This window comes from Tsukamurella pulmonis, from assembly GCF_900103175.1.
Classification (GTDB): domain Bacteria; phylum Actinomycetota; class Actinomycetes; order Mycobacteriales; family Mycobacteriaceae; genus Tsukamurella; species Tsukamurella pulmonis.
In genome coordinates, this window is sequence record NZ_FNLF01000002.1 from 2,106,531 (window position 1) to 2,127,435 (window position 20,905).

At 70.7% G+C, this 20,905-nt stretch carries 17 protein-coding genes; 7 read left to right on the forward strand and 10 right to left on the reverse strand.

Features of this window, described 5'->3' with window-relative positions:
- Positions 1–3 precede the first annotated feature (3 nt).
- Positions 4–1,893, reverse strand: coding sequence for an APC family permease (locus tag BLQ62_RS10340; protein WP_231857628.1), 1,890 nt, complete (start codon positions 1,891–1,893; stop codon positions 4–6).
- A 228-nt stretch (positions 1,894–2,121) separates the two neighbouring features.
- Here BLQ62_RS10340 and BLQ62_RS10345 point away from each other — a divergent pair, with 228 nt between their 5' ends.
- Complete coding sequence (locus BLQ62_RS10345) at positions 2,122–3,177, forward strand: DUF4192 domain-containing protein (RefSeq protein WP_068565572.1); 1,056 nt, start codon at positions 2,122–2,124, stop codon at positions 3,175–3,177.
- Positions 3,178–3,212: 35 nt separating this feature from the next.
- Here BLQ62_RS10345 and galE read toward each other — a convergent pair whose 3' ends face one another.
- The gene (gene galE, locus BLQ62_RS10350; protein WP_068565571.1) at positions 3,213–4,199 is read right to left on the reverse strand and encodes a UDP-glucose 4-epimerase GalE; all 987 of its coding nucleotides are present in this window, start codon (positions 4,197–4,199) and stop codon (positions 3,213–3,215) included.
- A gap of 3 nt (positions 4,200–4,202) precedes the next feature.
- Positions 4,203–4,886: an iron-dependent transcriptional repressor DtxR gene (locus tag BLQ62_RS10355; protein WP_068535241.1), complete on the reverse strand. Its 684-nt coding sequence runs from the start codon at positions 4,884–4,886 to the stop codon at positions 4,203–4,205.
- A gap of 116 nt (positions 4,887–5,002) precedes the next feature.
- On the opposite strand from BLQ62_RS10355, the gene BLQ62_RS10360 reads away from it, so the two are divergent.
- Both BLQ62_RS10360 and BLQ62_RS10365 read left to right on the forward strand, forming a co-directional pair.
- The gene (locus BLQ62_RS10360) at positions 5,003–6,232 is read left to right on the forward strand and encodes an acetoin utilization protein AcuC (protein WP_068565569.1); all 1,230 of its coding nucleotides are present in this window, start codon (positions 5,003–5,005) and stop codon (positions 6,230–6,232) included.
- Positions 6,233–6,282: 50 nt separating this feature from the next.
- Positions 6,283–8,994 (forward strand): bifunctional acetate--CoA ligase family protein/GNAT family N-acetyltransferase, encoded by a 2,712-nt coding sequence (locus BLQ62_RS10365; RefSeq protein ID WP_068535236.1) that lies wholly within the window; start codon positions 6,283–6,285, stop codon positions 8,992–8,994.
- 29 nt (positions 8,995–9,023) lie between these two features.
- Here BLQ62_RS10365 and BLQ62_RS10370 read toward each other — a convergent pair whose 3' ends face one another.
- From BLQ62_RS10370 to BLQ62_RS10380, 3 genes are all read right to left on the reverse strand, one after another.
- A complete protein-coding gene (locus tag BLQ62_RS10370; protein WP_068525066.1) occupies positions 9,024–10,025 on the reverse strand; it encodes a sigma-70 family RNA polymerase sigma factor in 1,002 nt (333 codons plus the stop codon).
- Positions 10,026–10,137: 112 nt separating this feature from the next.
- Positions 10,138–11,616: a DUF7782 domain-containing protein gene (locus BLQ62_RS10375; protein WP_082756457.1), complete on the reverse strand. Its 1,479-nt coding sequence runs from the start codon at positions 11,614–11,616 to the stop codon at positions 10,138–10,140.
- A complete protein-coding gene (locus BLQ62_RS10380) occupies positions 11,617–11,952 on the reverse strand; it encodes a DUF3099 domain-containing protein (RefSeq protein WP_068535233.1) in 336 nt (111 codons plus the stop codon).
- Positions 11,953–11,990: 38 nt separating this feature from the next.
- Here BLQ62_RS10380 and BLQ62_RS10385 point away from each other — a divergent pair, with 38 nt between their 5' ends.
- Positions 11,991–12,227, forward strand: a complete 237-nt coding sequence (locus tag BLQ62_RS10385) for a DUF3039 domain-containing protein (protein WP_068535230.1) — start codon at positions 11,991–11,993, stop codon at positions 12,225–12,227.
- A 4-nt stretch (positions 12,228–12,231) separates the two neighbouring features.
- Here BLQ62_RS10385 and BLQ62_RS10390 read toward each other — a convergent pair whose 3' ends face one another.
- The gene (locus BLQ62_RS10390) at positions 12,232–13,494 is read right to left on the reverse strand and encodes a YihY/virulence factor BrkB family protein (protein WP_082756456.1); all 1,263 of its coding nucleotides are present in this window, start codon (positions 13,492–13,494) and stop codon (positions 12,232–12,234) included.
- 151 nt (positions 13,495–13,645) lie between these two features.
- Here BLQ62_RS10390 and BLQ62_RS10395 point away from each other — a divergent pair, with 151 nt between their 5' ends.
- Entirely contained in the window at positions 13,646–15,334 is a 1,689-nt protein-coding gene (locus tag BLQ62_RS10395; protein WP_068535227.1) for a DEAD/DEAH box helicase, read from the forward strand.
- A gap of 76 nt (positions 15,335–15,410) precedes the next feature.
- Here the strand turns inward: BLQ62_RS10395 and BLQ62_RS10400 are convergent, their stop codons facing one another.
- Positions 15,411–15,626, reverse strand: a complete 216-nt coding sequence (locus BLQ62_RS10400; RefSeq protein ID WP_068535906.1) for a DUF7455 domain-containing protein — start codon at positions 15,624–15,626, stop codon at positions 15,411–15,413.
- 169 nt (positions 15,627–15,795) lie between these two features.
- Between BLQ62_RS10400 and BLQ62_RS10405 the strand changes: the two genes are divergently transcribed.
- Positions 15,796–16,674 (forward strand): EamA family transporter, encoded by an 879-nt coding sequence (locus BLQ62_RS10405; RefSeq protein WP_231857598.1) that lies wholly within the window; start codon positions 15,796–15,798, stop codon positions 16,672–16,674.
- Positions 16,675–16,715: 41 nt separating this feature from the next.
- Positions 16,716–18,935 (forward strand): M13 family metallopeptidase, encoded by a 2,220-nt coding sequence (locus BLQ62_RS10410; protein WP_082756453.1) that lies wholly within the window; start codon positions 16,716–16,718, stop codon positions 18,933–18,935.
- Here BLQ62_RS10410 and BLQ62_RS10415 read toward each other — a convergent pair.
- Complete coding sequence (locus BLQ62_RS10415; RefSeq protein WP_068565567.1) at positions 18,922–19,707, reverse strand: rhomboid-like protein; 786 nt, start codon at positions 19,705–19,707, stop codon at positions 18,922–18,924. The genes BLQ62_RS10410 and BLQ62_RS10415 overlap by 14 nt on opposite strands.
- A 33-nt stretch (positions 19,708–19,740) precedes the next feature.
- Entirely contained in the window at positions 19,741–20,898 is a 1,158-nt protein-coding gene (locus tag BLQ62_RS10420; RefSeq protein ID WP_068535222.1) for an acyl-CoA dehydrogenase family protein, read from the reverse strand.
- Between the last annotated feature and the right edge of the window lie 7 nt (positions 20,899–20,905).

A 20,905-nucleotide genomic window follows, 5' to 3' on the forward strand; every position in this document is an offset into this window, starting at 1 on the left:
CGATCAGGAGACGTGCACCGTCGGGCGGCGCTTGGCGTCGTGCTCGGCCTGGCGGAGCACCTCGTGGCACACGGCGGCCACTTCGCCCGAGCCCTCGACCAGGTACTTGCCCATGTTGAGGACCGGGTTCATCTCGGACCACTGGAAGTAGACCTCGGGCACCACGCCGGTCTCGTCCCGGATGTAGAGCAGGACCGCGGCGATCGTGTTCGCGATGCTGCCCGAGCGCACCTTGAGCAGGCGGTAGCCGAACTTCTCGATGCCCCGCACTTCGAGGTCCTCCTCGAAGTCCGAGGAGTCGCGCGGCCACACCTCGAGCAGGATCACCCGCGAGCGGCCGGGGATGTGGCCGAACTTGCGCTCGGCGCGCACCTTGTCGCGGTACTCCTTCTTGGTGTCCACGTCGGGCTCGTGCGAGACGATGCGGATCGCGTGCTGCGCGGCCGCGTCGTCCCGGATGAACTCGAGGGCCTTCTCATCGAAGGTGATCGACGAGGCGCGCAGCTCGAACGAGCGGCGCACGCGCGAGCCGATCGACACCACCGCGATCGCGAGGATGAACAGCGCCGCGATCCGCACGCCGTCGGGCCGCTCGATGATGTTGTCGATGGTGGTGTAGACGAAGACCGCCGAGATCAGCCCGAAGCCCCAGGTGGCGGCGGTCTGCCTCTTGCGACGGGCCGAGATGGTCACGGCTACGGCGGCGGAGGTCATCAGCACCAGGACGCCGGTGGCGTAGGCACCGCCCTGCGCGTTCACATCGGCCTCGAAGATGAGCACGATCACGAGGGCGATCACCGTGAGGACCACGACGAGCGGCCGCACGGCGGAGGCCCAGCGCGGTGCCATGCCGTACCGGGGCAGGTAGCGCGGGACCAGGTTGAGCATGCCGGCCATGGCGGAGGCGCCGGCGAACCACAGGATGGCGACGGTCGAGACGTCGTAGACCGTGCCGAAACCGTTGCCCAGGTACTCGTGCGCGAGCCACGCGAGCGCGCGACCGTTGGCGTCGCCGTGCGGCTCGAACTCCGCAGCCGGGATGAGTACCGTGGTCGCGAAGCTGGAGGTGGCGAGCAGGACGCTCATGATCACGGCGGCGGTGGTCAGCATGCGCCCGGTGTCGCGGATCCGCTTGGCGGGGTACTCGGGTGGGTCGTTCGGATCGCCCTTGATCTGCGGCATCACCGCGACGCCGGTCTCGAAGCCGGACAGGCCCAGCGCGAGCTTCGGGAAGACGATGAGCGCGACCGCGATCACCATGAGCGGATTCGAGTGCTCCGCCCACAGCAGGTTCTGCCAGTCGATCACCTTGTGCGGCTGCTGCGCGACGTGGAAGAGCGAGACGCCGATGACGACCACGTTGAGCGAGAGGTACACCGCCACGAGGACGACGGCGGTGCCGATCGCCTCGCGGAACCCCTTGAGGAAGATGACGCCGAGCAGCAGGACCAGTCCGAGCGTGATCGGGATGTTCGCGCCGTGCAGGAACGACGGCACGAGGGGGTTCTCGACGATGTGCTCGGCAGCGTCGGACGAGGACAGGGTGATGGTGATGATGAAGTCCGTGGCGGCGAAGCCGAGGAGCACCAGCACGAACAGTTTGCCGCCCCACCACGGCAGGAGCCGCTCGAACATCGCCAGTGAGCCCGAGCCGTTGAAGCTCTCGCGGGAGACCCGCTTGTACACGGGGAGGGCGCCGAACAGGGTGAGCGCGATCAGCACCAGCGTCGCGATGGGGGAGATCACACCGGCGGCGATGAACGCGATCGCCGGTTGGTATCCGAGGGTGGAGAAGTAGTCGACGCCGGTCAGGCACATGACCTTCCACCACGGCTGCGGATGCTCGGCGTCGGTCGCGTGCGGGCCGACGTGGGTGCCGGCACGCTCAGACATGCCGCTGAGGAACCAGGCGCGCGTGCGGTCCGAGAACCGCGGTAAGCCGATCACGCGGTTCACAGTAGCGCTCACCGATCCCGGGCGTCGTTCGCCCTGAGCGCAGGTGTCCGGTAACGACCGATCCTGTGCACGACGCGCAGCGTGGAGAAGGTTTCGTAACCAAACTGGGGACGACGCCGCCTCGCCGGGCGATCGCGGTCCGCGGGCTGCACCAGCATGACGGACATGACGAACCATCACACGAACCCCGCCATGAAGATCGACTCCGTGGGCGACCTCGTCGCCGCCGTCCCGGCGCTGCTGGGCTTCTACCCGGAGCGGTCGGTGGTCCTGCTCGCCCACGATGACGTGACCCGTCGGATCGGGGCGACCGCCCGCACCGATCTCGGCCTGACGCGCGTGGGCGAACTGCGCAAGGACGCGCGGGCGCACCTGACCGAGGCGGTGGGGATGCTGCGCGCGCAGGGAGCGGACCGCCTGTTCTGCCTCGTCGTCGACGACCGCCCCCTGGTACGCGCCACGCCCGCGCTGATTCAGGTGCTGGAGGACGCGGGGCGTTCATCGATCGTCGCCGAACCCGATCTGGAGATCGTCGACGTCCTGATCGTCGAGCGGATCGCGTACGGCCAGCGGTGGCTGTGCGGGCACGGGGAGAGTGGGGCGCTCCCGGACCCGGAGTCCTCGCCGGTGATGCTCGCGGCGGTGATGGAGGGGCGGATCATCCATCGCTCCCGGACGGAGCTGACCGCGCAACTCGCGGAGGAGGGGACGGGGATCGTCGCCGATCGGTGCCGTGACGCCGCCGCCTACGAGGCGGACGGAGACCCGTGCGAGCTGCTCGCCGCCGTCGTCGGCGCCGTCACCGGGCAACGCCCCGGCGGGCTCTCCGACGCCGAGGTGGCGCTGCTCGGCGGCGCGCTCCTCGACGTCCAGGTGCGCGACGCGGCGATGGCCCTCGGGCTGACCGTGATGGCGGACGAGGCGCGCCTGCTGTTCGCGGAACTCGCTCGGCGGCTGCGGGGTACGCCGCGCGCCGCTGCCGCGACCCTCGTCGCCTCGTCCGGCTACCTCCGCGGGGACGGACCGCTCACCGGGATCGCGCTCGACGCGGCGCTCGGCGCCGATCGGCGCTATCGCGGGGCCCGGCTGCTGGCCGAGGCGCTGGCCGCGGGCATGCACCCGCAGGAGTTGCGCGCGACGGCCGAGATCGGCGTGGCCATCGCGCGGCGGCTCGGTGTGGAGCTCCCGCCGCGTGATGTCGACTACCCGCTCGCGGGATGACGTGTGCCGGCCGCCGCCGCGCGGGTGGAGCAGGATCAGGCGCGGCGTGCCGCGTGCGCGCGATCACCCAACGCCTGGGTGTACTCCCAGGCGTCGGCGACGATGTCGCGCAGATCGGTCTTCTCCGGTCGCCAGCCCAGCACGTCGATCGCCCGCTGCGAGGACGCCACCAGCACCGCCGGATCTCCGGCGCGGCGCTCGGCCGCCACCTCGGGGATGTCGCGCCCGGTCACCTCGCGGCAGGTGTCGATCACCTGCCGCACCGAGAATCCCTCGCCGGAGCCGAGATTGAAGATCTCGTGCGCGCCGGGCCGCGCGTGATCGAGCGCCAGCAGGTGCGCCTCCGCCAGATCGCGCACGTGCACGTAGTCGCGGACGGCCGTGCCGTCGGCGGTGGGGTAGTCGGCGCCGAACACGGCGATGTCGCCGCGCTGGCCCAGCGCCGTCTGCAGCACCAGGGGAATCAGGTGCGTCTCGACCGCGCGATTCTCGCCGAAACCGCCGTAGCTGCCGGCCACGTTGAAGTACCGCAGCGAGACCGCGGCCAGCCCGTAGGCCGTCGCGTACGAGGAGATCGCCGCGTCGATCGCGAGTTTGGTCGCGCCGTACGTGTTGGTGGGCGACGTGCGGGCGTCCTCCGTGATGGGCACCGACTCCGGCTCGCCGTACGTCGCCGCGGTCGAGGAGAAGACCAGGCGCGGCACCCCGGCGGCGAGCATCGCATCGAGCAGCGTCAGCGTGGTGACCACGTTGCCCTGCCAGTAGTTGTGCGGATGCGACACCGACTCGCCCACCAGGGATTTCGCCGCGAAGTGCAACACCCCGTCGAAATCGCCGTCGGCGAGCAGCGGGCGCGCGACCTGGGCCACATCACCCTCGACGAACGTGGCGCCCGCGGGCACCGCATCGCGGTTGCCGGTGCTCAGATCGTCGAGCACCGTGACCTCGTGGCCGCGCTCGAGCAGCACCTGCGTGCACACGCTGCCGACGTACCCGGCACCGCCGGTCACCACCAGGCGCATCGACTACACCGCCTCCACGAACACCGCGTGCGCCATCTCGTCCGGCAGCTCGAAATCCTCGTGCCCCGCGACGGAGATGGTGACCGCACCGCGCTGGACCGTGACGGACACGCGGGCGTCCGGCACCACGCCGGCCTCGCGGAAACGGCCTATCAGATCGGTGTCCGCCTGCACGTGCTCGGCGAGCCGCTTGATCACCACGGCGGTCGGGCCGCCCTGCGGGAGATCGGTCAGGCGGGCCGGGCGCGCGGGCTCGTTACCGATCGCGACGCCGAGCTCACCGAGCCCGGGGATGGGGTTGCCGTACGGGGAGGTGGTGGGGTTGCCGAGCACCTCCAGCAGCCGCCGCTCCACGTCCTCGCTCATGACGTGCTCCCAGCGGCACGCCTCGGCGTGCACGTTCTCCCACTGCAGTCCGATGACGTCGACCAGGAGCCGCTCGGCCAGGCGGTGCTTGCGCATCACCGCGATCGCCAGCTGGCGGCCCTTCTCGCTCAGCTCGAGGTGACGGTCGCCGGCGACCCGCACCAGGCCGTCGCGCTCCATGCGCTGCACCGTCTGCGAGACGGTGGGACCACTCTGCTCGAGACGCTCCGCGATCCGCGCCCGGAGAGGCACCACGCCCTCCTCTTCGAGCTCGTAGATGGTCCGCAGGTACATCTCGGTGGTGTCCACCAGATCGTTCACGTATCCAGCTCCTTCTCGTCACTGTCGAGCTTAACCGAGACGGGCTACCGTCCCCCGTACTAAAGGTTACCTAACTTGGAGGCGGTCCAGGTGGACAACGACTAGGGTCGTGATCCATGGCACGGTTCCCCGACTCCCAGGTGGTCTGGGACCCCTCGGTTCTCGACTACCGCTTCTCGCACTCGCATCCGATGGACCCCGTCCGGCTGCACCTGACGATGGAGCTCTCGCGGATGCTGGGGATCCTCGACGGTGCCGAGGTCGTCGCCCCCGACGGCTTCGACCCGCTCGAGCTCGCCCGCGCGCACACCGACGACTACCAGGCCGCGGTGCGGGTCGCGGGCTCCGGCCGCTCGCGCATCGATCTGACCGGCTACGGCCTCGGCAACGACGACAATCCGATCTTCCTGCGCATGCACGAGGCGGCGGCGAGCCTCGTCGGTTCCACGCTCACCGGCGCGAAGGCGATCGCCTCCGGTCACACCACGCGGGCGGTCAACATCGCCGGCGGCATGCATCACGCGATGCGCTCGCACGCCTCGGGTTTCTGCATCTACAACGATGCCGCGATCGCCATCTCCTGGCTGCTCGACAACGGATTCGACCGCATCGCCTACATCGACGTCGACGCCCATCACGGCGACGGGGTGCAGGCCCAGTTCTGGAACGACCCGCGCGTGCTCACCGTTTCGATGCACGAGGACCCGCAGCACCTGTGGCCCAACACCGGCTACCCGACCGAGCTCGGCGGGCCCGAGGCCCGCGGCGCCGCCGTCAACATCCCCGTGCCCGCCTTCTGCCCCGACGGTCTGTGGCTGCGCGCGTTCCACGCCGTGGTCCCGTCGGTGGTCCGCGAGTTCGCGCCCCAGCTCATCGTGAGCCAGTGCGGCTGCGACTCGCACGCGAGCGATCCGCTCACCGACCTCGCACTCACCGTCGACGGGCAGCGCGCCGCGATCCTCGCGATGCGCGACCTGGCGGACGAGCTGTGCGACGGCCGGTGGCTCGCGGTCGGCGGCGGTGGCTACCAGCTCGTGCACGTGGTTCCCCGCGCCTGGACCCACCTCATCGGCGCGGTGGTCGGCGTGGACATCGACCCGGCCACGCCGATCCCGCAGGAGTGGAAGGACCTCGCCGCCGCCCTGCCGACCGACCAGGTCGGTGCCGTCGACGGACTGCCCGCGACCATGGGCGAGGATGGGGACACGTCGTTCACACCCTGGGAGCCCTCGTCCTACGACCCCACGAGCGCGCCGCTCGACGCCGCCGCCGACCGGTTCATCGCGCGCGCCCGTTCGGCGGTCTTTCCACTCCACGGCCTCGACCCGGAGGATCCTCGTGACTGACCGTCGCCTCCCGCACTTCGCCGCTCCAGGCCTCGACCCGGAGGACCCTCGTGACTGACGACACCCCGCTGCACCCGTCGGGGCCCGCCACGGACCCGTTTCCGGCGCCGAGCCCGCAGGCCTCGTCGGGGCCGTACGAGTTCCCCGTGCACTGGGTCGCCGACGTGCTCGCCTCCGACGGCGGTGTGGTCCACCTGCGGCCGGTCGTGCCCGACGACGCCGACGCCGTGGTCGAGTTCCACGCGGGACTCTCCGAGCGCACCCGCTACCTGCGCTACTTCGGGCCGTACCCCGTGATGCCGCCGCGCGACGTCGCGCGGATGACGACCGTCGACCACGAGCAGCGGGTCTGCCTGCTCGCGATCCTCGGCGGCAAGATCATCGCCGTCGGCCTCTACGAGGGCCTCGCCGACTCCGGCAAGCCGACGTCGGCGGAGGTGGCCTTCGTCGTCGCCGACGAGCACCAGGGCCGAGGGCTCGGTCCGATCCTGCTCGAGCACCTCGCCGGGGCCGCCGCGGAGAACGGCTTCCACCGGTTCGAGGCCGAGGTCCTCGCCGAGAACCGGTACATGGTCAACGTCTTCAAGGCGGCCGGATACGAGCTGCGCCGCAGCTTCGACGGCAGTGTGGTGCACGTCGAGTTCGGCATCGACCCCACCGAGGCGCTCGTCGCGGTGCGCAACGCCCGCGAGCTGGCGTCCGAGGCACGCAGCGTGAGCAACGCTCTGCGTCCCACCTCGATCGCGGTGATCGGCGCTTCCACGACCCCCGGCAAGGTCGGGCACGCCGTGCTGCGCAACATCATCGCCGGCGATTTCGCGGGGCCCGTGTTCCCGGTGCATCCCGAGCGTCGGTCCGTGGCCGGTATCCGCGCCTACGAGTCCGTGCGCGACATCCCCGACCAGGTGGACCTCGCCGTGGTCGCGGTGCCCGCCGACAACATGGACCAGGTCCTCGACGACTGCCTCGCCAAGGAGGTGCGGACGCTGCTGGTCGTCTCGTCCGGCTTCTCCGACGTCGGCGGGCGGGGCAAGGAATCGGAGCGGCGGTTGCTCAAAGCCGTTCGCTCGCACGGGATGCGGCTCATCGGCCCGAACGCGCTCGGTGTGGTCAACACTGACCGTGAGGTGCGGATCAACGCGACGCTGGCGCCCGTGGTGCCGCGGCGCGGCAACGTCGGGTTCTTCTGTCAGTCCGGCGCCCTCGGCATCGCGATCCTCGACACCGCCGCCAAGCGCGGCGTCGGCCTGACCACCTTCGTCTCGGCGGGCAACCGGGCCGACGTCTCCGGCAACGACGTGCTGCAGTACTGGGACACCGACGACGCCACCGAGGTCGTGCTGCTCTACCTCGAGAGCTTCGGTAACCCCCGCAAGTTCGGCCGGATCGCGCAGCGGCTCTCCCGGCGCAAGCCGATCGTCGCCGTGCATCGCGGCGGTGTCGACGCCAACCGGCGCAAGCGCGGTTCCGAGGCATTGTTCGAGAACTCCGGTGTGGTGCAGGTCGATTCGATCCCGGAGCTGTTCGACTGCGCGACCTTCTTCAGCTACCAGCCGCTGCCGGCGGGGCCGCGCGTCGCCGTCATCGGCAATTCGACCGCCCTGGGGGTCCTGGCAACGCACACCGGTATCCGCGAGGGGCTCGACGTCGCGCAGCCCGTGGACCTCGGTGCCGCGGCCACGCCCGCGGAGTTCGGCGCCGCCATCGATGCCGCGCTGGCCGACGACGCGGTCGACGCGATCATCGCCGTCTTCGTCCCGCCGGTCGAGGCGCCGCCCGAGGCACACGCGGCCGTCCTGCTCGAGGCCTCGCGCAAGCAGGTCAAGCCCATCGTCTCGACCTTTCTCGCCTTCGACGGCGTCGCCGAGATCCTCGCGGCCACCGACGATCACGGCGCGCGGGTACGGGGCTCGGTGCCCTCGTACCCGGAGCCCGAGCGCGCTGCCCGGGTCCTGGCTCACGGCTGGCGCTACGCGCAGTGGCGGGCCCGGCCGGTCTCGGACACCGCGCGGCCCGATCGCACCGACGTGGAGACCGCTCGGACCCGGGTGCGCGAATGGCTGGCCGTCGACGACGCCGAGAGTGGCCCCGTCACGCTGAGTTTCGCGCAGAGCGCCGAACTGCTGGGCCTCTACGGGGTCGGGGTCGTCGCCTTCGACGTCGTCTCCACCCCGGAGGAGGCGGCCTCCGCCGCCGACCGACTGGGCTACCCCGTGGCGGTCAAGGCGATGGGGGAGCGCTGGCGGCTGCGCGCCGACCTCGCGGCGGTGCGGCTCGATCTCGCCGGCTCGCAGGCGGTGGCGGACGCCTTCGCCGAGCTCTCGCACGCCACCGGGGAGTCGACGCTGCACGTGCAGCGCATGGCGCACAAGGGCATCGGCTGCGCCGTCGGGTACGAGAACGACCCCCGGATCGGTCCGCTGCTCTCGTTCGGCCTCAGCGGCGCCGTCCCGGAACTCCTCGGCGACCGCGCCTATCGGCTCCTGCCGTTGACCAATGCCGCCGCGGAGGACCTCGTCACCGCGACCCGCTCGGCTCCGCTGCTCGACGGCTTCGCGGGAGAGTCGGGTGTGGACCGCGCGGCGCTGACCGACGTGGTCACCCGCATCGCCGCGCTCGCCTACGAGGTGCCCGAGATCGTTTCGATCGACTGCCAGCCGATCCTGGCGACCACGGACGGTGCCGCGGTGCTCTCGGCGGTGATCCGGATCGGGCACGCCAGCGACGTGCTCACCCAACAAGCGGAACCGCGCCGGCTGTAACAGCCGACGCGGTTCCTTCGGGGTGGTTCCTAGCTCGCGTACGCGCGCAGGCGGTCGGCCCGCTCGCCGTTGCGGAGCTTGCTCATGACCTCGCGCTCGATCTGGCGCACGCGCTCGCGGGAGAGCCCGAAGAGCTTGCCGATCTGGTCGAGGGTGCGGGGCTGGCCGTCGTCGAGGCCGTAGCGCAGGCGGATGACCTGCTGCTCGCGCTCGTCGAGGGTGGCCAGCACCGACCGCACGTCGCTGTGCATCAGCCGCGAGATGACCGCGGACTCGGCCGAGGCGGCCTCGGCGTCCTCGATGAAGTCGCCCAGGGGCGCCTCCTCGTCGGAACCGACGGGCATGTCCAGGCTCACCGGATCACGCGAGTGGTCCATCAGATCGGCGATCTTCTCGGCGGGGATGCCCGACTCCTCCGCGAGCTCGGCGTCCGTGGCCTCGCGGCCCAGCTGCTGGTGCAGCTCGCGCCGGATGCGGGCCAGCTTGTTCACCTGCTCGACGAGGTGGACGGGCAGGCGGATGGTGCGGGACTGATCCGCCATACCGCGCGTGATCGCCTGACGGATCCACCACGTGGCGTACGTGGAGAACTTGAAGCCCTTGGCGTAGTCGAACTTCTCCATCGCGCGGATCAGTCCGAGGTTGCCCTCCTGGATCAGGTCCAGCAGCGGCATGCCGCGGCCGGTGTAGCGCTTGGCCAGCGAGACCACGAGGCGCAGGTTGGCCTCCAGCAGGTGCTGGCGCGCGGCCTGCCCATCGCGCACGATGAACGCGAGATCACGCTTCTTCGACGCGGCCATCCGCTTCTTCGTGGCGAGGAGGTGCTGTGCGTACAGCCCCGCCTCGATGCGCTTGGCCAGATCGACCTCGTCCTCCGCGGTCAGCAGAGCGGTGCGGCCGATGCCGTTCAGGTACACCCGCACCAGATCCGCGGCGGGACTCTGTGCATCGAGATCGGCCTCGGTCAGCGGGGGCCGCACCCGATCAGCGGGGCGGGCTGCGGTGCTAGCGGTATTGACGCGGTGTGCCATGTGGCTGCCTCCTGTTCGCCGGTACATGAGGTTCAACGGACGGCGGGGCCGCAGAGTTCCCGAGCCTCGAACCCCTGACCTGCGAAGACGCAGAGGCGGTCTGAGAAGTTGCTTAGAGGAAGGTTACGAATCCGTGGCGATGGAGATCCGCGAGCAGTCGGCGGGCGGATTCGGCCAGTCCGTCCGACCCCGTCGCCGCCTCCAGTAGCAGGACCAGGTCCTCGGTGGGCAGCTCACCGCGGCAGCCCGCCAGCAGCCGGGCACCCGCATCGTCGATCTCATGGCTCCAGCGCGGCCCCGACATCCGGGTCACGCGCACCGCGACCTCGTCCCAGCCCTCGTCGCCGCCGATGGAGACCCGCTCGAGCGCGACGTCGTCGCCGAGCAGGGGGCGCGCGGCATCGAGGTCGCCGTCGCGCAACCACGCCATTCGGGCGAAGTGCGCGGGCACTTCGTCCCCCAGGGGATCGTCGAACGGGTGCGCGAGCTCCTCGCACACCACTTCCGACGGTCCGTCGATCGCGCGCAGCAGGACGAAGCCGAAGCCGATCCCGCTCACGCCGGCGTCCGCGAGGTGCGCCAGCCACCGGTCGGACTTCGCGCGTCCCTCGCCCGTGCGCGGGTCGAGCCCCTCGTCGCGCAGCCAGGTGCCCACGTACAACGCGGGGTCGGCGACGTCGCGCTGCAGCACCCACGCAGCGATGCCCTCGGCGGGCAGCCAAGAGGCGACGCGCGCCTGCCAGGTCTCGTCCTCGCGGTGCACCCAGGAGGCCAGCAGTGCCGCAGTCCCTCCGGGGGCGAGGTGCTCGGGCGCGCCCCGCACCACCAGCTCCGAGGCGCCGTCCAGGTCGAGGCCGGAATCGCGGTAGGTGTGATCCACCCGGCCCTCGCCCACGACGAACGGCGGATTCGCGAGCACCAGGTCGAACCGCCGGCCGGCGACGGGGGCGAACCAGTCGCCCGTGAGCACCTCGACGTCCGCGCCGTTGAGCGCGGCCGAGGCGGCGGCGAAGCCCGCGGCGCGCTCGCTGACGTCGGTCGCGGTCACCGCGTCGGCGAACCGCGTGGCCGCGCACGCGTGCACGCCGCAGCCGGTGCCCAGGTCGAGGACGGAACCCACCGGTTCGCGCGGCGTGGCCCGCAGGAGCGACTGCGACGCGTGCCCCACGCCGAGCACGTGCTCGCGGTGCTGCGGATGCGGCCGCATCAGGCCGTCGAGATCGGAGAGGAAGAACTGCGGACCGTCCGGCAGGTCCAGGGGGCGCAGGCCCAGTGCGGCCCGGACCCGGGACGCGTCCTCCGGGTCCGGCTCGAGCAGCCCGGCGGCGATCGCCTCGTCGACGGTGACCGGCGCGAGGGCACCGTCGGCCAGCGGACGCGGGACCGGCGCGGCGGCCAGGAACAGACGAATCAGGACATCGAGCGGCCCGTCGCCGCCGGCGGCGGCCTCGACGGGGCCCGGCTCGCCGCGGGAGAGGCAGGCGTAGGCGTCACCGAGACGACCGGCGACGGCGGATTCGGAGAAGTCGGCGGCGGTCAGCGCAGGGCCGAGCCGACGGCACAGCGGTGCCAGAGCGGGGGAGAGCAGCACCTACTCGCCGCGCGTCGAGACGGTGGTGATGGGGTGGCCCTGCAGGGCCAGGCGGTCGAGCTTGCGGCGGGTGAACCGGTCGGGCTCGCCCTTGCGCTTCTTGGGCCGGTCGTTCGCCCGGATCACCGCGATCCAAGGAATCGGGATGGAACCGGCGAGGACGGCGAGCGCGATCATCCAGTTACCGGTGGCGGAGTAGATCCACGCCGAGATCACGAGGGCGGGGATCCGGATCGCCATGATCATCAGGTACCGCCGCACCCGCCGCCGATGCTGCTCCTCGTACGAGTCCTCGGCGTCGGTGATGACGTAGGTGTTCTCACCTTGATTTCCCACACTTCGATCGTCCCACTGCGGCTGGCAGAATGAAAGTCATGAGCACGAAGACTCTGGAGAAGCCCGATGTCGATGTCGACGCCGATACCGGCAACGACGACGACACTCCCAAGTTCTTCCACTACGTCCGGAAGAACAAGATCGCCGAGTCGGCCGTGATGGGCAACTACGTCGTCGCGCTGTGCGGCGAGACCTTCCCCGTCACCAAGTCGGCCAAGCCCGGTTCGCCCGTGTGCCCCGAGTGCAAGAAGATCTACGACCGCATGAAGAAGTAGCCGCTCAGCGCGGCTCCACCCCGTGCGGCGGCCGCACCGGCGCGTTCCGCGGTGCGCCGGCGCGCGGTGTCGGCGTGTCGGTCTCGACGGTGCGCCGGACCGCCGGCTCGGGAGCACGGGCGGGCTCGTCGTCCGCCGGCTCGTCGTCCCCACGCTGTCTCCGGCGGATCGGATCGGTCGCGCGGCGCAGGCCCTCGGCGGCGGCGCGGCCGGGATCGGGGATGCCGACCTCCTTGATCTGCTCGACGACCCAGCCGCGCAGCTGGTCGGTCTTGATCTCGCGCGCGGGCCAGCGGTCCTGCAGCGCGGCGTTGAACTCGGCGCCCACCATCACGGCGAAGCCGAGGAAGAACGTGAACAGCAGGAAGGCGATCGGCGTCGCGAGTGCGCCGTACGAGATGCCCTTGCCCGAGGCGATGTACGACAGGTACACCCGCAGCCCGGTCGAGGCGATGAGGAAGATCAGTGCGGCCAGTGCGGCCCCGGGCACGTGCCGGTACCACGGGAGCGGGCGCGGGAGCGCCTGCCGGTAGAGCAGGGCCAGCCCACCGACCAGCATCAGCACGACGAACGGCAGGTACCCGAAGTCGATGAGCTGGGCGACCGCGGGGTGCCACGACGCGGGGATGTACTTGACGATGAAGCTCGGTCCCAGCGCGACGAGCGGCAGCGTGAACACCGCGATCACCAGGAACTCCACGTAGAGCGCCAGCGCGAAGAACCGCTGGTGCACGGGGTTGCGCACGGTGTGCTGGTCGTGGGCCATGCTGATCGAATCGACGTACGACGACAGCGCGGACGATCCCGCCCACAGGGCGAGGATGAAGCCCACCGAGACCACGTCACCGCGGCCCTGCTGGAGCACGCCGTCGACCATCGGCCGGATGATCTCGTCGACGACGTTGGGGGTGAACACCCGCAGTGCGAACGAGATGAGCCGGTCGTGGATCACGCCGATGGTGTCCGGGCCGAACCAGTTCGCGACGTAACCGATCAGGCCCATGAGCGCGAGCAGCAGCGGGGCGAGCGAGAGTGTGGTCCAGAACGCGGCCTGTGCGCTGTGCCCGACGATCGAGTCGTCCCACGACTTCACCACCGTGCGCCACAGCACCTGCGGCATTCCCTTGATCACGCCCCACGCGCGGGTCGGGAAGGAGGCACGGGCGGGCCGATCCAGGTCCTGGGTGTGCGGGCCCGGATCGCGTGGTCCGGCGTCCTTCGCCGGACCCGGTTGCCGGGTTCCCGGCGTGCCGCGTGCGTCGTCCATCGTGTCCAGTCTTGCGCACCGGGCGCGATCACGCCGGAACCGGGACCGCCGCGTGTTGCGAGTAGACTGCTTCACGGTTCACGATCGACCCGCCCGCGGCGCCCGTCCGCGCCCGGCGGGCCTTCTCTTGCGTTTAGGGGTGCGTTTCTCAATGGCGGTTTCACTTCGTGTCTGGCAGCGCCGTGCGCTCACGAAGTACCTCACCGCGAAGCCGCAGGACTTCCTCGCCGTGGCGACGCCCGGCGCCGGTAAGACCACCTTCGCGCTGCGGGTCGCCTCCGAGCTGCTGGCCGACCGCACCGTCGAGCGCGTGACGGTGGTCGCGCCGACCGAGCACCTGAAGTACCAGTGGGCCGAGGCGGCCGCCCGGAACGGCATCAACCTCGACCCGAACTTCACCAACTCGGCCGGCAGCACCTCGTCGGACTTCGACGGCGTGGTCATCACCTACGCGCAGGTGGGTATGCATCCGTACAAGCACCACGCGCGCACCACGGCCTACAAGACGCTGGTCATCCTCGACGAGATCCACCACGCCGGCGACGCCAAGAGCTGGGGCGAGGGCGTACGGGAGGCCTTCGAGGGCGCGACGCGCAGGCTCGCGCTCACCGGTACCCCCTTCCGCAGCGACGACAACCCGATCCCGTTCGTCACGTACGAGCCCGAGTTCGGCGGCGGACAGCGTTCGAAGGCCGACCACGTCTACGGCTACTCCGACGCGCTCGCCGACGGCGTCGTGCGCCCCGTCGTGTTCCTGGCCTACTCCGGTCAGGCCAGCTGGCGCACCAGCGCGGGTGAGGAGTTCACCGCACGCCTGGGCGAGCCGCTGAGCAAGGAGCAGACGGCCCGCGCGTGGCGCACGGCGCTCGACCCGCACGGCGACTGGATCCCGGCCGTGCTTCACGCCGCGAACACGCGACTCGAGCAGCTGCGCCGGGCCATGCCCGACGCGGGCGGCCTGGTGATCGCCACCGATCAGAGCACCGCCCGCGACTACGCGGAGCTGCTCGAGGAGATCAGCGGCGAGAAGGTCACCGTCGTGCTCTCGGACGACCCGACCGCCTCGAAGCGGATCTCCGCGTTCTCCGAGGGCACCGAGAAGTGGATGGTCGCCGTCCGCATGGTGTCCGAGGGCGTCGACGTGCCGCGCCTGGCGGTGGGCGTCTACGCGACGAGCGCATCGACTCCGCTGTTCTTCGCGCAGGCCATCGGCCGCTTCGTGCGACTGCGGGTGCCCGGGGAGACGGCCAGCGTGTTCCTGCCGTCGGTGCCGGTGCTGCTGGATCTGGCCGCCAAGCTCGAGGAGCAGCGCGATCACGTCCTGGGCAAGCCGCACCGCGAGTCCGACGGGCTCGACGACGCGCTGCTCATCGACGCCAACAAGCAGAAGGACGAGCCCGGCGAGGAGGAGAAGGCGTTCGTCTCGCTGCACGCCGATGCCGAGCTGGATCAGCTCATCTACGACGGATCGTCCTACGGCACCGCCACGTTCTCGGGCAGCGAGGAGGAGGCCGACTACCTCGGGCTCCCCGGGCTGTTGGACGCGGAGCAGATGCGGGCGCTCCTGCGGCAGCGGCAGAAGGAGCAGGTCATCGAGCGCGCGGTCGAGGAGCGGCCCGCGCCGCCGCCGCAGGTCGAGGAGCGGGCCACCGCCGGTGCGCAGCTCTCCGCCCTGCGGCGCGAGCTCAACTCGCTCGTGGCGATGCACCATCACCGCACGGGTAAGCCCCACGGCGTGGTGCACAACGAGCTGCGCAGCAAGCTGGGCGGACCGGTCACCGCGATGGCCACGGCGGATCAGCTGCGGGAGCGGATCGCCGCGTTGCGCACCTGGAAGTGACGCGAGGCCCCGATACGACGACGGCGCCGCGCACCCGGAAGTAGGGCGGGTGCGCGGCGCCGTCGGTCGTGCGGGATCAGACGGAGGCGGGCTCCCCCGTGATGTGGGCGCCCTGCGACTCCAGCTTCTCCCGGTGCTCGGTGAAGTGGTGCCCGCAGAAGAGCAGCTCGAACCCCGAGGGGAGAACCGCACGGACCTGGGCGGCCGCCGAGCACCGATCGCAGCGGTCGGACGCCGTCAGGGGAGCGAAGGCATCGCCCGCGGGGGCCTCTGAAGTGACTGTGTTCGTCATGACTCCTCCGTTCCTCACGAACCATTCGTACATCTGGTTATACGTTCGAGGGTACCCATTTGTTCCACCGCACCGGGGAGGTGGGCGGCATGTTCTCCGAGGGTGAACAACTTTCCGCCGCCGGAAACGCCGATGCGGCGCGCCGGACCCGTCGCCTAGGGTGATCCGCGTGACGCCCCTGATGATCCCCGCGATGTTCGTGCTCGGGGCGATCAGCCAGTACGTGGGCGCCTCCCTCGGTGTCGGCCTGTTCGAGCAGCTCTCCCCGGTCGCGGTCGCGTGGCTGCGGGGCGCCGGGGCCGGGCTGATCCTGTTGCTCGTGCTGCGGCCGCGCCGCGCCGACTGGTCCCGCACCCGCCTGCGCGCCGCCGCGCTGTTCGGCACTGTCACCGTCGCGATGAACATGGCCTTCTACGAGGCGATCGACCACATCGATCTGGGCACGGCCGTCGCGATCGAGTTCCTCGGCCCGATCGCGGTGGCGGTGGCCGGATCGCGCCGCGCCGTCGACCTGATCGCCGCCGCGTCCGCGCTCATCGGGGTGATCTGCGTCGCGGGCGTCAACATCGACGGTGCCGGCGGGTCGGGCTCCGACGGTGTCGTCGGCATCGCGTGCGCGCTGCTCGCGGCGGCCCTGTGGGCCGGCTACATCGTGCTCGGCAAGCGCGTCGCCGATGCGGGCGGCGGCATCGAGGGCCTCGGTGTGGGACTCGCCGCGGGCGCCCTGGTGCTGGCGCTGCCCGGCCTCGGCCCCGATCTGGCGACCCGACCCGAGGCATTCCTGCACTGGCAGGTGTGGGTGCTGGGGCTGGGCCTCGGACTGCTCAGCTCGGTGGTGCCGTACGTCCTGGACCAGGTGGTGCTCACCCGGGTCGGGCGCGAGCGCTTCGCGCTGCTGCTCGCGCTGCTCCCGGTGACCGCGACGGGTGTGGGCGCGGTCCTGCTCGGTCAGCGGCCCGGCTGGCTGGAGGCGGCGGGGATCGCGTTGGTGGTGTTCGCGATCGCGCTCACCTCGCGCCGCACGCCCGCACCCGACACGGGTGGTTAGCCTTTCGCAGCACCTCGGCGGTCCTCGGGTTAGATTCGGGTATGCACACCGGTGATGGACACTCCTCCGCTCATCCGCCCCGCCCCGACCGGGACCCGTTCGGCGGTCCGTCGGCCGGGTTCGACCGCCGCCGGTTCCTCGCCGGCTTCGGCGTGCTCGCGGGCACGGCCGTCCTCGCCGCGTGCGGGGTCTCGGCACCGAACAGCGGACCGTCGACCTCCGCCCGACCGTCGCGCCCCCTGACGGGCCCCGACCTCAGCGGCGCCGCCCCCGGCGTGCGCGTGCAGGACGACCTGTTCCGGCACGTCAACGGCGGCTGGGCGGACGGCTACACGATCCCGGCCGACAAGGCCTCCTTCAACACCTTCACCGAGCTCTCCGATCGCGCGCTGGACCAGCTCAAGGAGATCATCGAGGGGATCAAGGACCCGCGCACCCGCAGCGACGAGGCGAAGATCCGCGATGTCTACGACTCGTTCATGGACACAGGCCGGATCGACCGGGAGGGCGCGGGCCCCATCAAGCCCGACCTCGACGCCATCGACAAGGCGGCGGACAAGGCGGCGCTACTCGATGTGATCGGCGCGCACGAGAAGCAGGGCGTCGGCGGCCTCGTGGGTTACTACGTCGACACCGACCAGAAGGACTCGTCGAAGTACGTGCTCAGCCTCGTGCAGTCCGGCATCGGCCTGCCCGACGAGGCGTACTACCGCGACCCGAAGTACGCCGAGGTCCGCGACAAGTACCGCGCGTACCTCGAGAAGGCGGCCTCGCTCGCGGGCCTGGCCGATGCGCCGGGCGTCGCGGCGCGCGTACTCGCCTTCGAATCGTCGGTGGCGAAGGGGCATTGGGACAAGGTCCGCTCGCGCGATGCGACCGCCACCTACAACCCGTACCCCTGGACCGAGCTGGCGAAGCTGGCGCCCGGCTACGACTGGGACCGCTGGCAGAAGGCGGTCGGCATCAAGGCCGACGACGCCAGGAACGTCGTGGTCGCGCAGCCGAGCTTCCTCACCGCCGTGGCGAAGCTGTGGGCGGACACGGATCTGAACACGCTCAAGGACCACGCCCGCATCCAGGTGGTGCGCGCCTACGCCGCCTATCTGTCCGAGCCCTTCGTGACGGCGAACTTCGATTTCTACTCCAAGACCCTCAGCGGAGTCGAGCAGCAGCGCGATCGCTGGAAGCGCGGCGTGGCGGTGGTCGAGGACGCCCTCGGCGAGGCGCTCGGGAAGCTGTACGTCGCGAAGCACTTCCCGGCGGACGCCAAGCAGCAGGCCGAGCGACTGGTGAACAACCTGCGCAGCGCCTATCGCGCGAGCTTCGAGGACCTGGACTGGATGACGCCCGCCACCCGGCGCGCCGCGGCCGCGAAGCTGGAGAAGATCCGCACCAAGATCGGCTATCCCGACCAGTGGCGCGACTACTCGGACTACAAGACGGACGCGAAGTCGATCGTCGCCAACGTCCGGGCGTCGGCGGAGTTCTCGAACGCCTACCAGTTGGCGAAACTGTCCAAGCCGGTGGACAAGGGCGAGTGGCTGATGACGCCGCAGACCGTGAACGCCTACTACAACCCGGGCATGAACGAGATCGTCTTCCCGGCCGCGATCCTGCAGCCGCCGTTCTTCTCGCCCGATGCGCGCGCCGCGGTCAACTACGGCGGCATCGGCGCCGTGATCGGGCACGAGATCGGTCACGCCTTCGACGATCAGGGGGCCAAGTACGACGGTGACGGCAACCTCAAGGACTGGTGGGAGCCGGCTGACCGCGCCGAGTTCGACAAGCGCACCAAGGCGCTGATCGCGCAGTACGACGCGTTGGTCCCGGCGGGCCTGCCGCCCACCAACAAGGTCAACGGCGGGCTCACGGTGGGGGAGAACCTCGCCGACCTCGGCGGCCTGTCCATCGCCATCGCCGCCTACCGGATCGCCGTCGCGAACAACGACGCCGGCACTGAGGACGCCACCGCCGCGAGCAGCGCACCGTCGGCGAGCGCGGGGCCGAGCGCCTCGCCGAGCTCGGCCCCGTCCGCTGCGGGACCGGACCTGACGCCCCTGTTCCTGAGCTGGGGCCGGATCTGGCGGAACAAGGCGCGCGAGGCCGCCGCGATCCAGTCGCTCGCCACGGACCCGCACGCCCCCAACGAGTTCCGGGCCAACCAGGTGGTCAAGAACGTGGGTGCCTTCGCCGAGACCTTCGGGGTCAAGGCCGGTGACGGGGAGTGGCTCGATCCCAAGGACCGCGTCAGGGTCTGGTGAGTGCCGCCCCGCCGCGCCGATCCGGCTCGGCGGGGTGCAGTCGCCACGTCCAGTCCGCACCGCGGCGGCGCACGGCCGGGATCCGGGTGACCGGCCACAGCAGGTAGCCGAGCAGAACGGCGCGCAGGTGCCCGAGCGTGGAGTACATGCCGAAGAAGGGCAGCGTGAGCCGGACGAGGACGGGCAGCGCGATCATCGCGGCCAGCCGCCATCGCAGGCCGTGGATGCGGTAGACGAGCAGTCCGAGCACGCACAGGCCGCCGTAACTCACACCGACGTCGATCATGCCGCGCAGGTCGATCTCGTCGGTGATGACCCCGTGCGCGAGAAGGCGGTTCGCCGACAGGACGGAGATCAGCGAGGCGGTCGCGCTGCCCGCGAAGTAGACCAGGGGCATCCCGATGTGGCCGAGCCAGCGCTCCGCGGGGCCGAGGACGAGCATCGTCATCAGGGTGGCGAAGACGATGTCGATCGGCTCGATCCACAGCGCCGAGGTGATGAGCGCCTGCAGCGGGTGCGTGGCGAACCGGTCGAGGTTGGTGCTGTGCACCTGCAGCACGTCGTCGGCGAGCCCGTCGGGCAGCCCGAGCAGCATCACCGCGTTGAGGGTGACCACGAACCACAGCGCCGCGGCGACGGGGCTCGCACGCACCCACGCCCGGGCGTAGCGGGCCCAGCGCACCGTCGCCGCCGCTCCGGGACCGCCGCGCCGCACGTTCCCCGCGGCGGCCCCGCCGAGCGCCACGACCGCCAGGCCGATCAGCAGGTCCATGCGCTCAGTACAGCACCGCCGCGGGGGACCGGGCTAGAGGCCCATGTCCTTGGCGATGATGGTCTTCATCACCTCGGAGGTGCCGCCGTAGATGCGATTGACGCGGTTGTCGGCGTAGAGGCGGGCGATGGGGTACTCGTTGATGTAGCCGTAGCCGCCGTGCAACTGCAGGCAGCGGTCGATGACGTCGGAGGCCGCCTCGGTGCAGAAGAGCTTGAGCGAGGCCGCATCCGCTGCGGTCAGCTGGCCCGCGTCGTGCAGCTCGAGGCCGCGATCGACGCTCGACTCCATCGCGTCGACCTTCGCCTTGCACGCCGCGAGTTCGAACTTGCTGTTCTGGAACGAGGCGACGGTCTTACCGAAGATGGTGCGGTCCTGGGTGTAGGCCTGCGCGAAGCGGACCGCGGCGGCGGCCTGCGAGTACGCGCCGACGGCGATCGACAGGCGCTCCTGGGGCAGGTTCTGGCCGAGGTAGCTGAACCCCTTGTTCTCCTCGCCGAGCAGATCTTCGGCGGGCACCTTGACGTCGGTGAAGGAGAGCTCGGCGGTGTCCGAGGTGCGCAGGCCGATCTTGTCGAGCTTGCGGCCGACCGAGTACCCCTCGAGCGTGGTGTCGACGACGAACAGCGAGATGCCGTGGCGGCGGTCCTCGGGCGTCGACGGGGCGGTGCGTGCGCAGACGATCACGCGGTCGGCGTTGACGCCGCCGGTGATGAAGGTCTTGGCGCCGTTGAGCACGTAGTGGCTGCCGTCCTCGGAGAGCTTCGCGGTGGTCTTCATCCCGGCGAGGTCGGAGCCGGTACCGGGCTCGGTCATCGCGATGGCGAACATCATCTCGCCCGCGGCCATCCCGGGCAGCCAGCGCTGCTTCTGCTCGTCGGTGCCCAGGCTGGTGAGGTAGGGCAGGCACAGCGCGATGTGCACGCTGGAGCCGCCGAAGGAGACACCCGCGCGGCCCAGCTCCTCGCTGATGACGGCCTGGTACTTGAACGACTCGATGCCGGCGCCGCCGTACTCCTCGGGCACCTCGATGCCGAAGACGCCCAGCTCGCCGAGCTTGGGGTAGAAGTCCTTGGGCACGATGCCGTTCGCGTACCACTCGTCGTAGTGCGGAACGACCTCCGCTTCGATGAAGGCGCGGAGGGTCTCGCGGAAGGCCTCGTGATCGGCGGTGTAGACGGTACGGCGCATGGTGTTC

Bases quoted from the DNA above. Each gene is read 5' to 3' on its own strand.
- BLQ62_RS10340 (WP_231857628.1), bottom strand. From the start codon at position 1,893: ATGTCTGAGCGTGCCGGCACCCACGTCGGCCCGCACGCGACCGACGCC.
- BLQ62_RS10345 (WP_068565572.1), top strand. From the start codon at position 2,122: ATGACGAACCATCACACGAACCCCGCCATGAAGATCGACTCCGTGGGC.
- galE (WP_068565571.1), bottom strand. From the start codon at position 4,199: ATGCGCCTGGTGGTGACCGGCGGTGCCGGGTACGTCGGCAGCGTGTGC.
- BLQ62_RS10360 (WP_068565569.1), top strand. From the start codon at position 5,003: ATGGCACGGTTCCCCGACTCCCAGGTGGTCTGGGACCCCTCGGTTCTC.
- BLQ62_RS10370 (WP_068525066.1), bottom strand. From the start codon at position 10,025: ATGGCACACCGCGTCAATACCGCTAGCACCGCAGCCCGCCCCGCTGAT.
- BLQ62_RS10385 (WP_068535230.1), top strand. From the start codon at position 11,991: ATGAGCACGAAGACTCTGGAGAAGCCCGATGTCGATGTCGACGCCGAT.
- BLQ62_RS10390 (WP_082756456.1), bottom strand. From the start codon at position 13,494: ATGGACGACGCACGCGGCACGCCGGGAACCCGGCAACCGGGTCCGGCG.
- BLQ62_RS10395 (WP_068535227.1), top strand. From the start codon at position 13,646: ATGGCGGTTTCACTTCGTGTCTGGCAGCGCCGTGCGCTCACGAAGTAC.
- BLQ62_RS10400 (WP_068535906.1), bottom strand. From the start codon at position 15,626: ATGACGAACACAGTCACTTCAGAGGCCCCCGCGGGCGATGCCTTCGCT.
- BLQ62_RS10410 (WP_082756453.1), top strand. From the start codon at position 16,716: ATGCACACCGGTGATGGACACTCCTCCGCTCATCCGCCCCGCCCCGAC.
- BLQ62_RS10415 (WP_068565567.1), bottom strand. From the start codon at position 19,707: ATGGACCTGCTGATCGGCCTGGCGGTCGTGGCGCTCGGCGGGGCCGCC.
- BLQ62_RS10420 (WP_068535222.1), bottom strand. From the start codon at position 20,898: ATGCGCCGTACCGTCTACACCGCCGATCACGAGGCCTTCCGCGAGACC.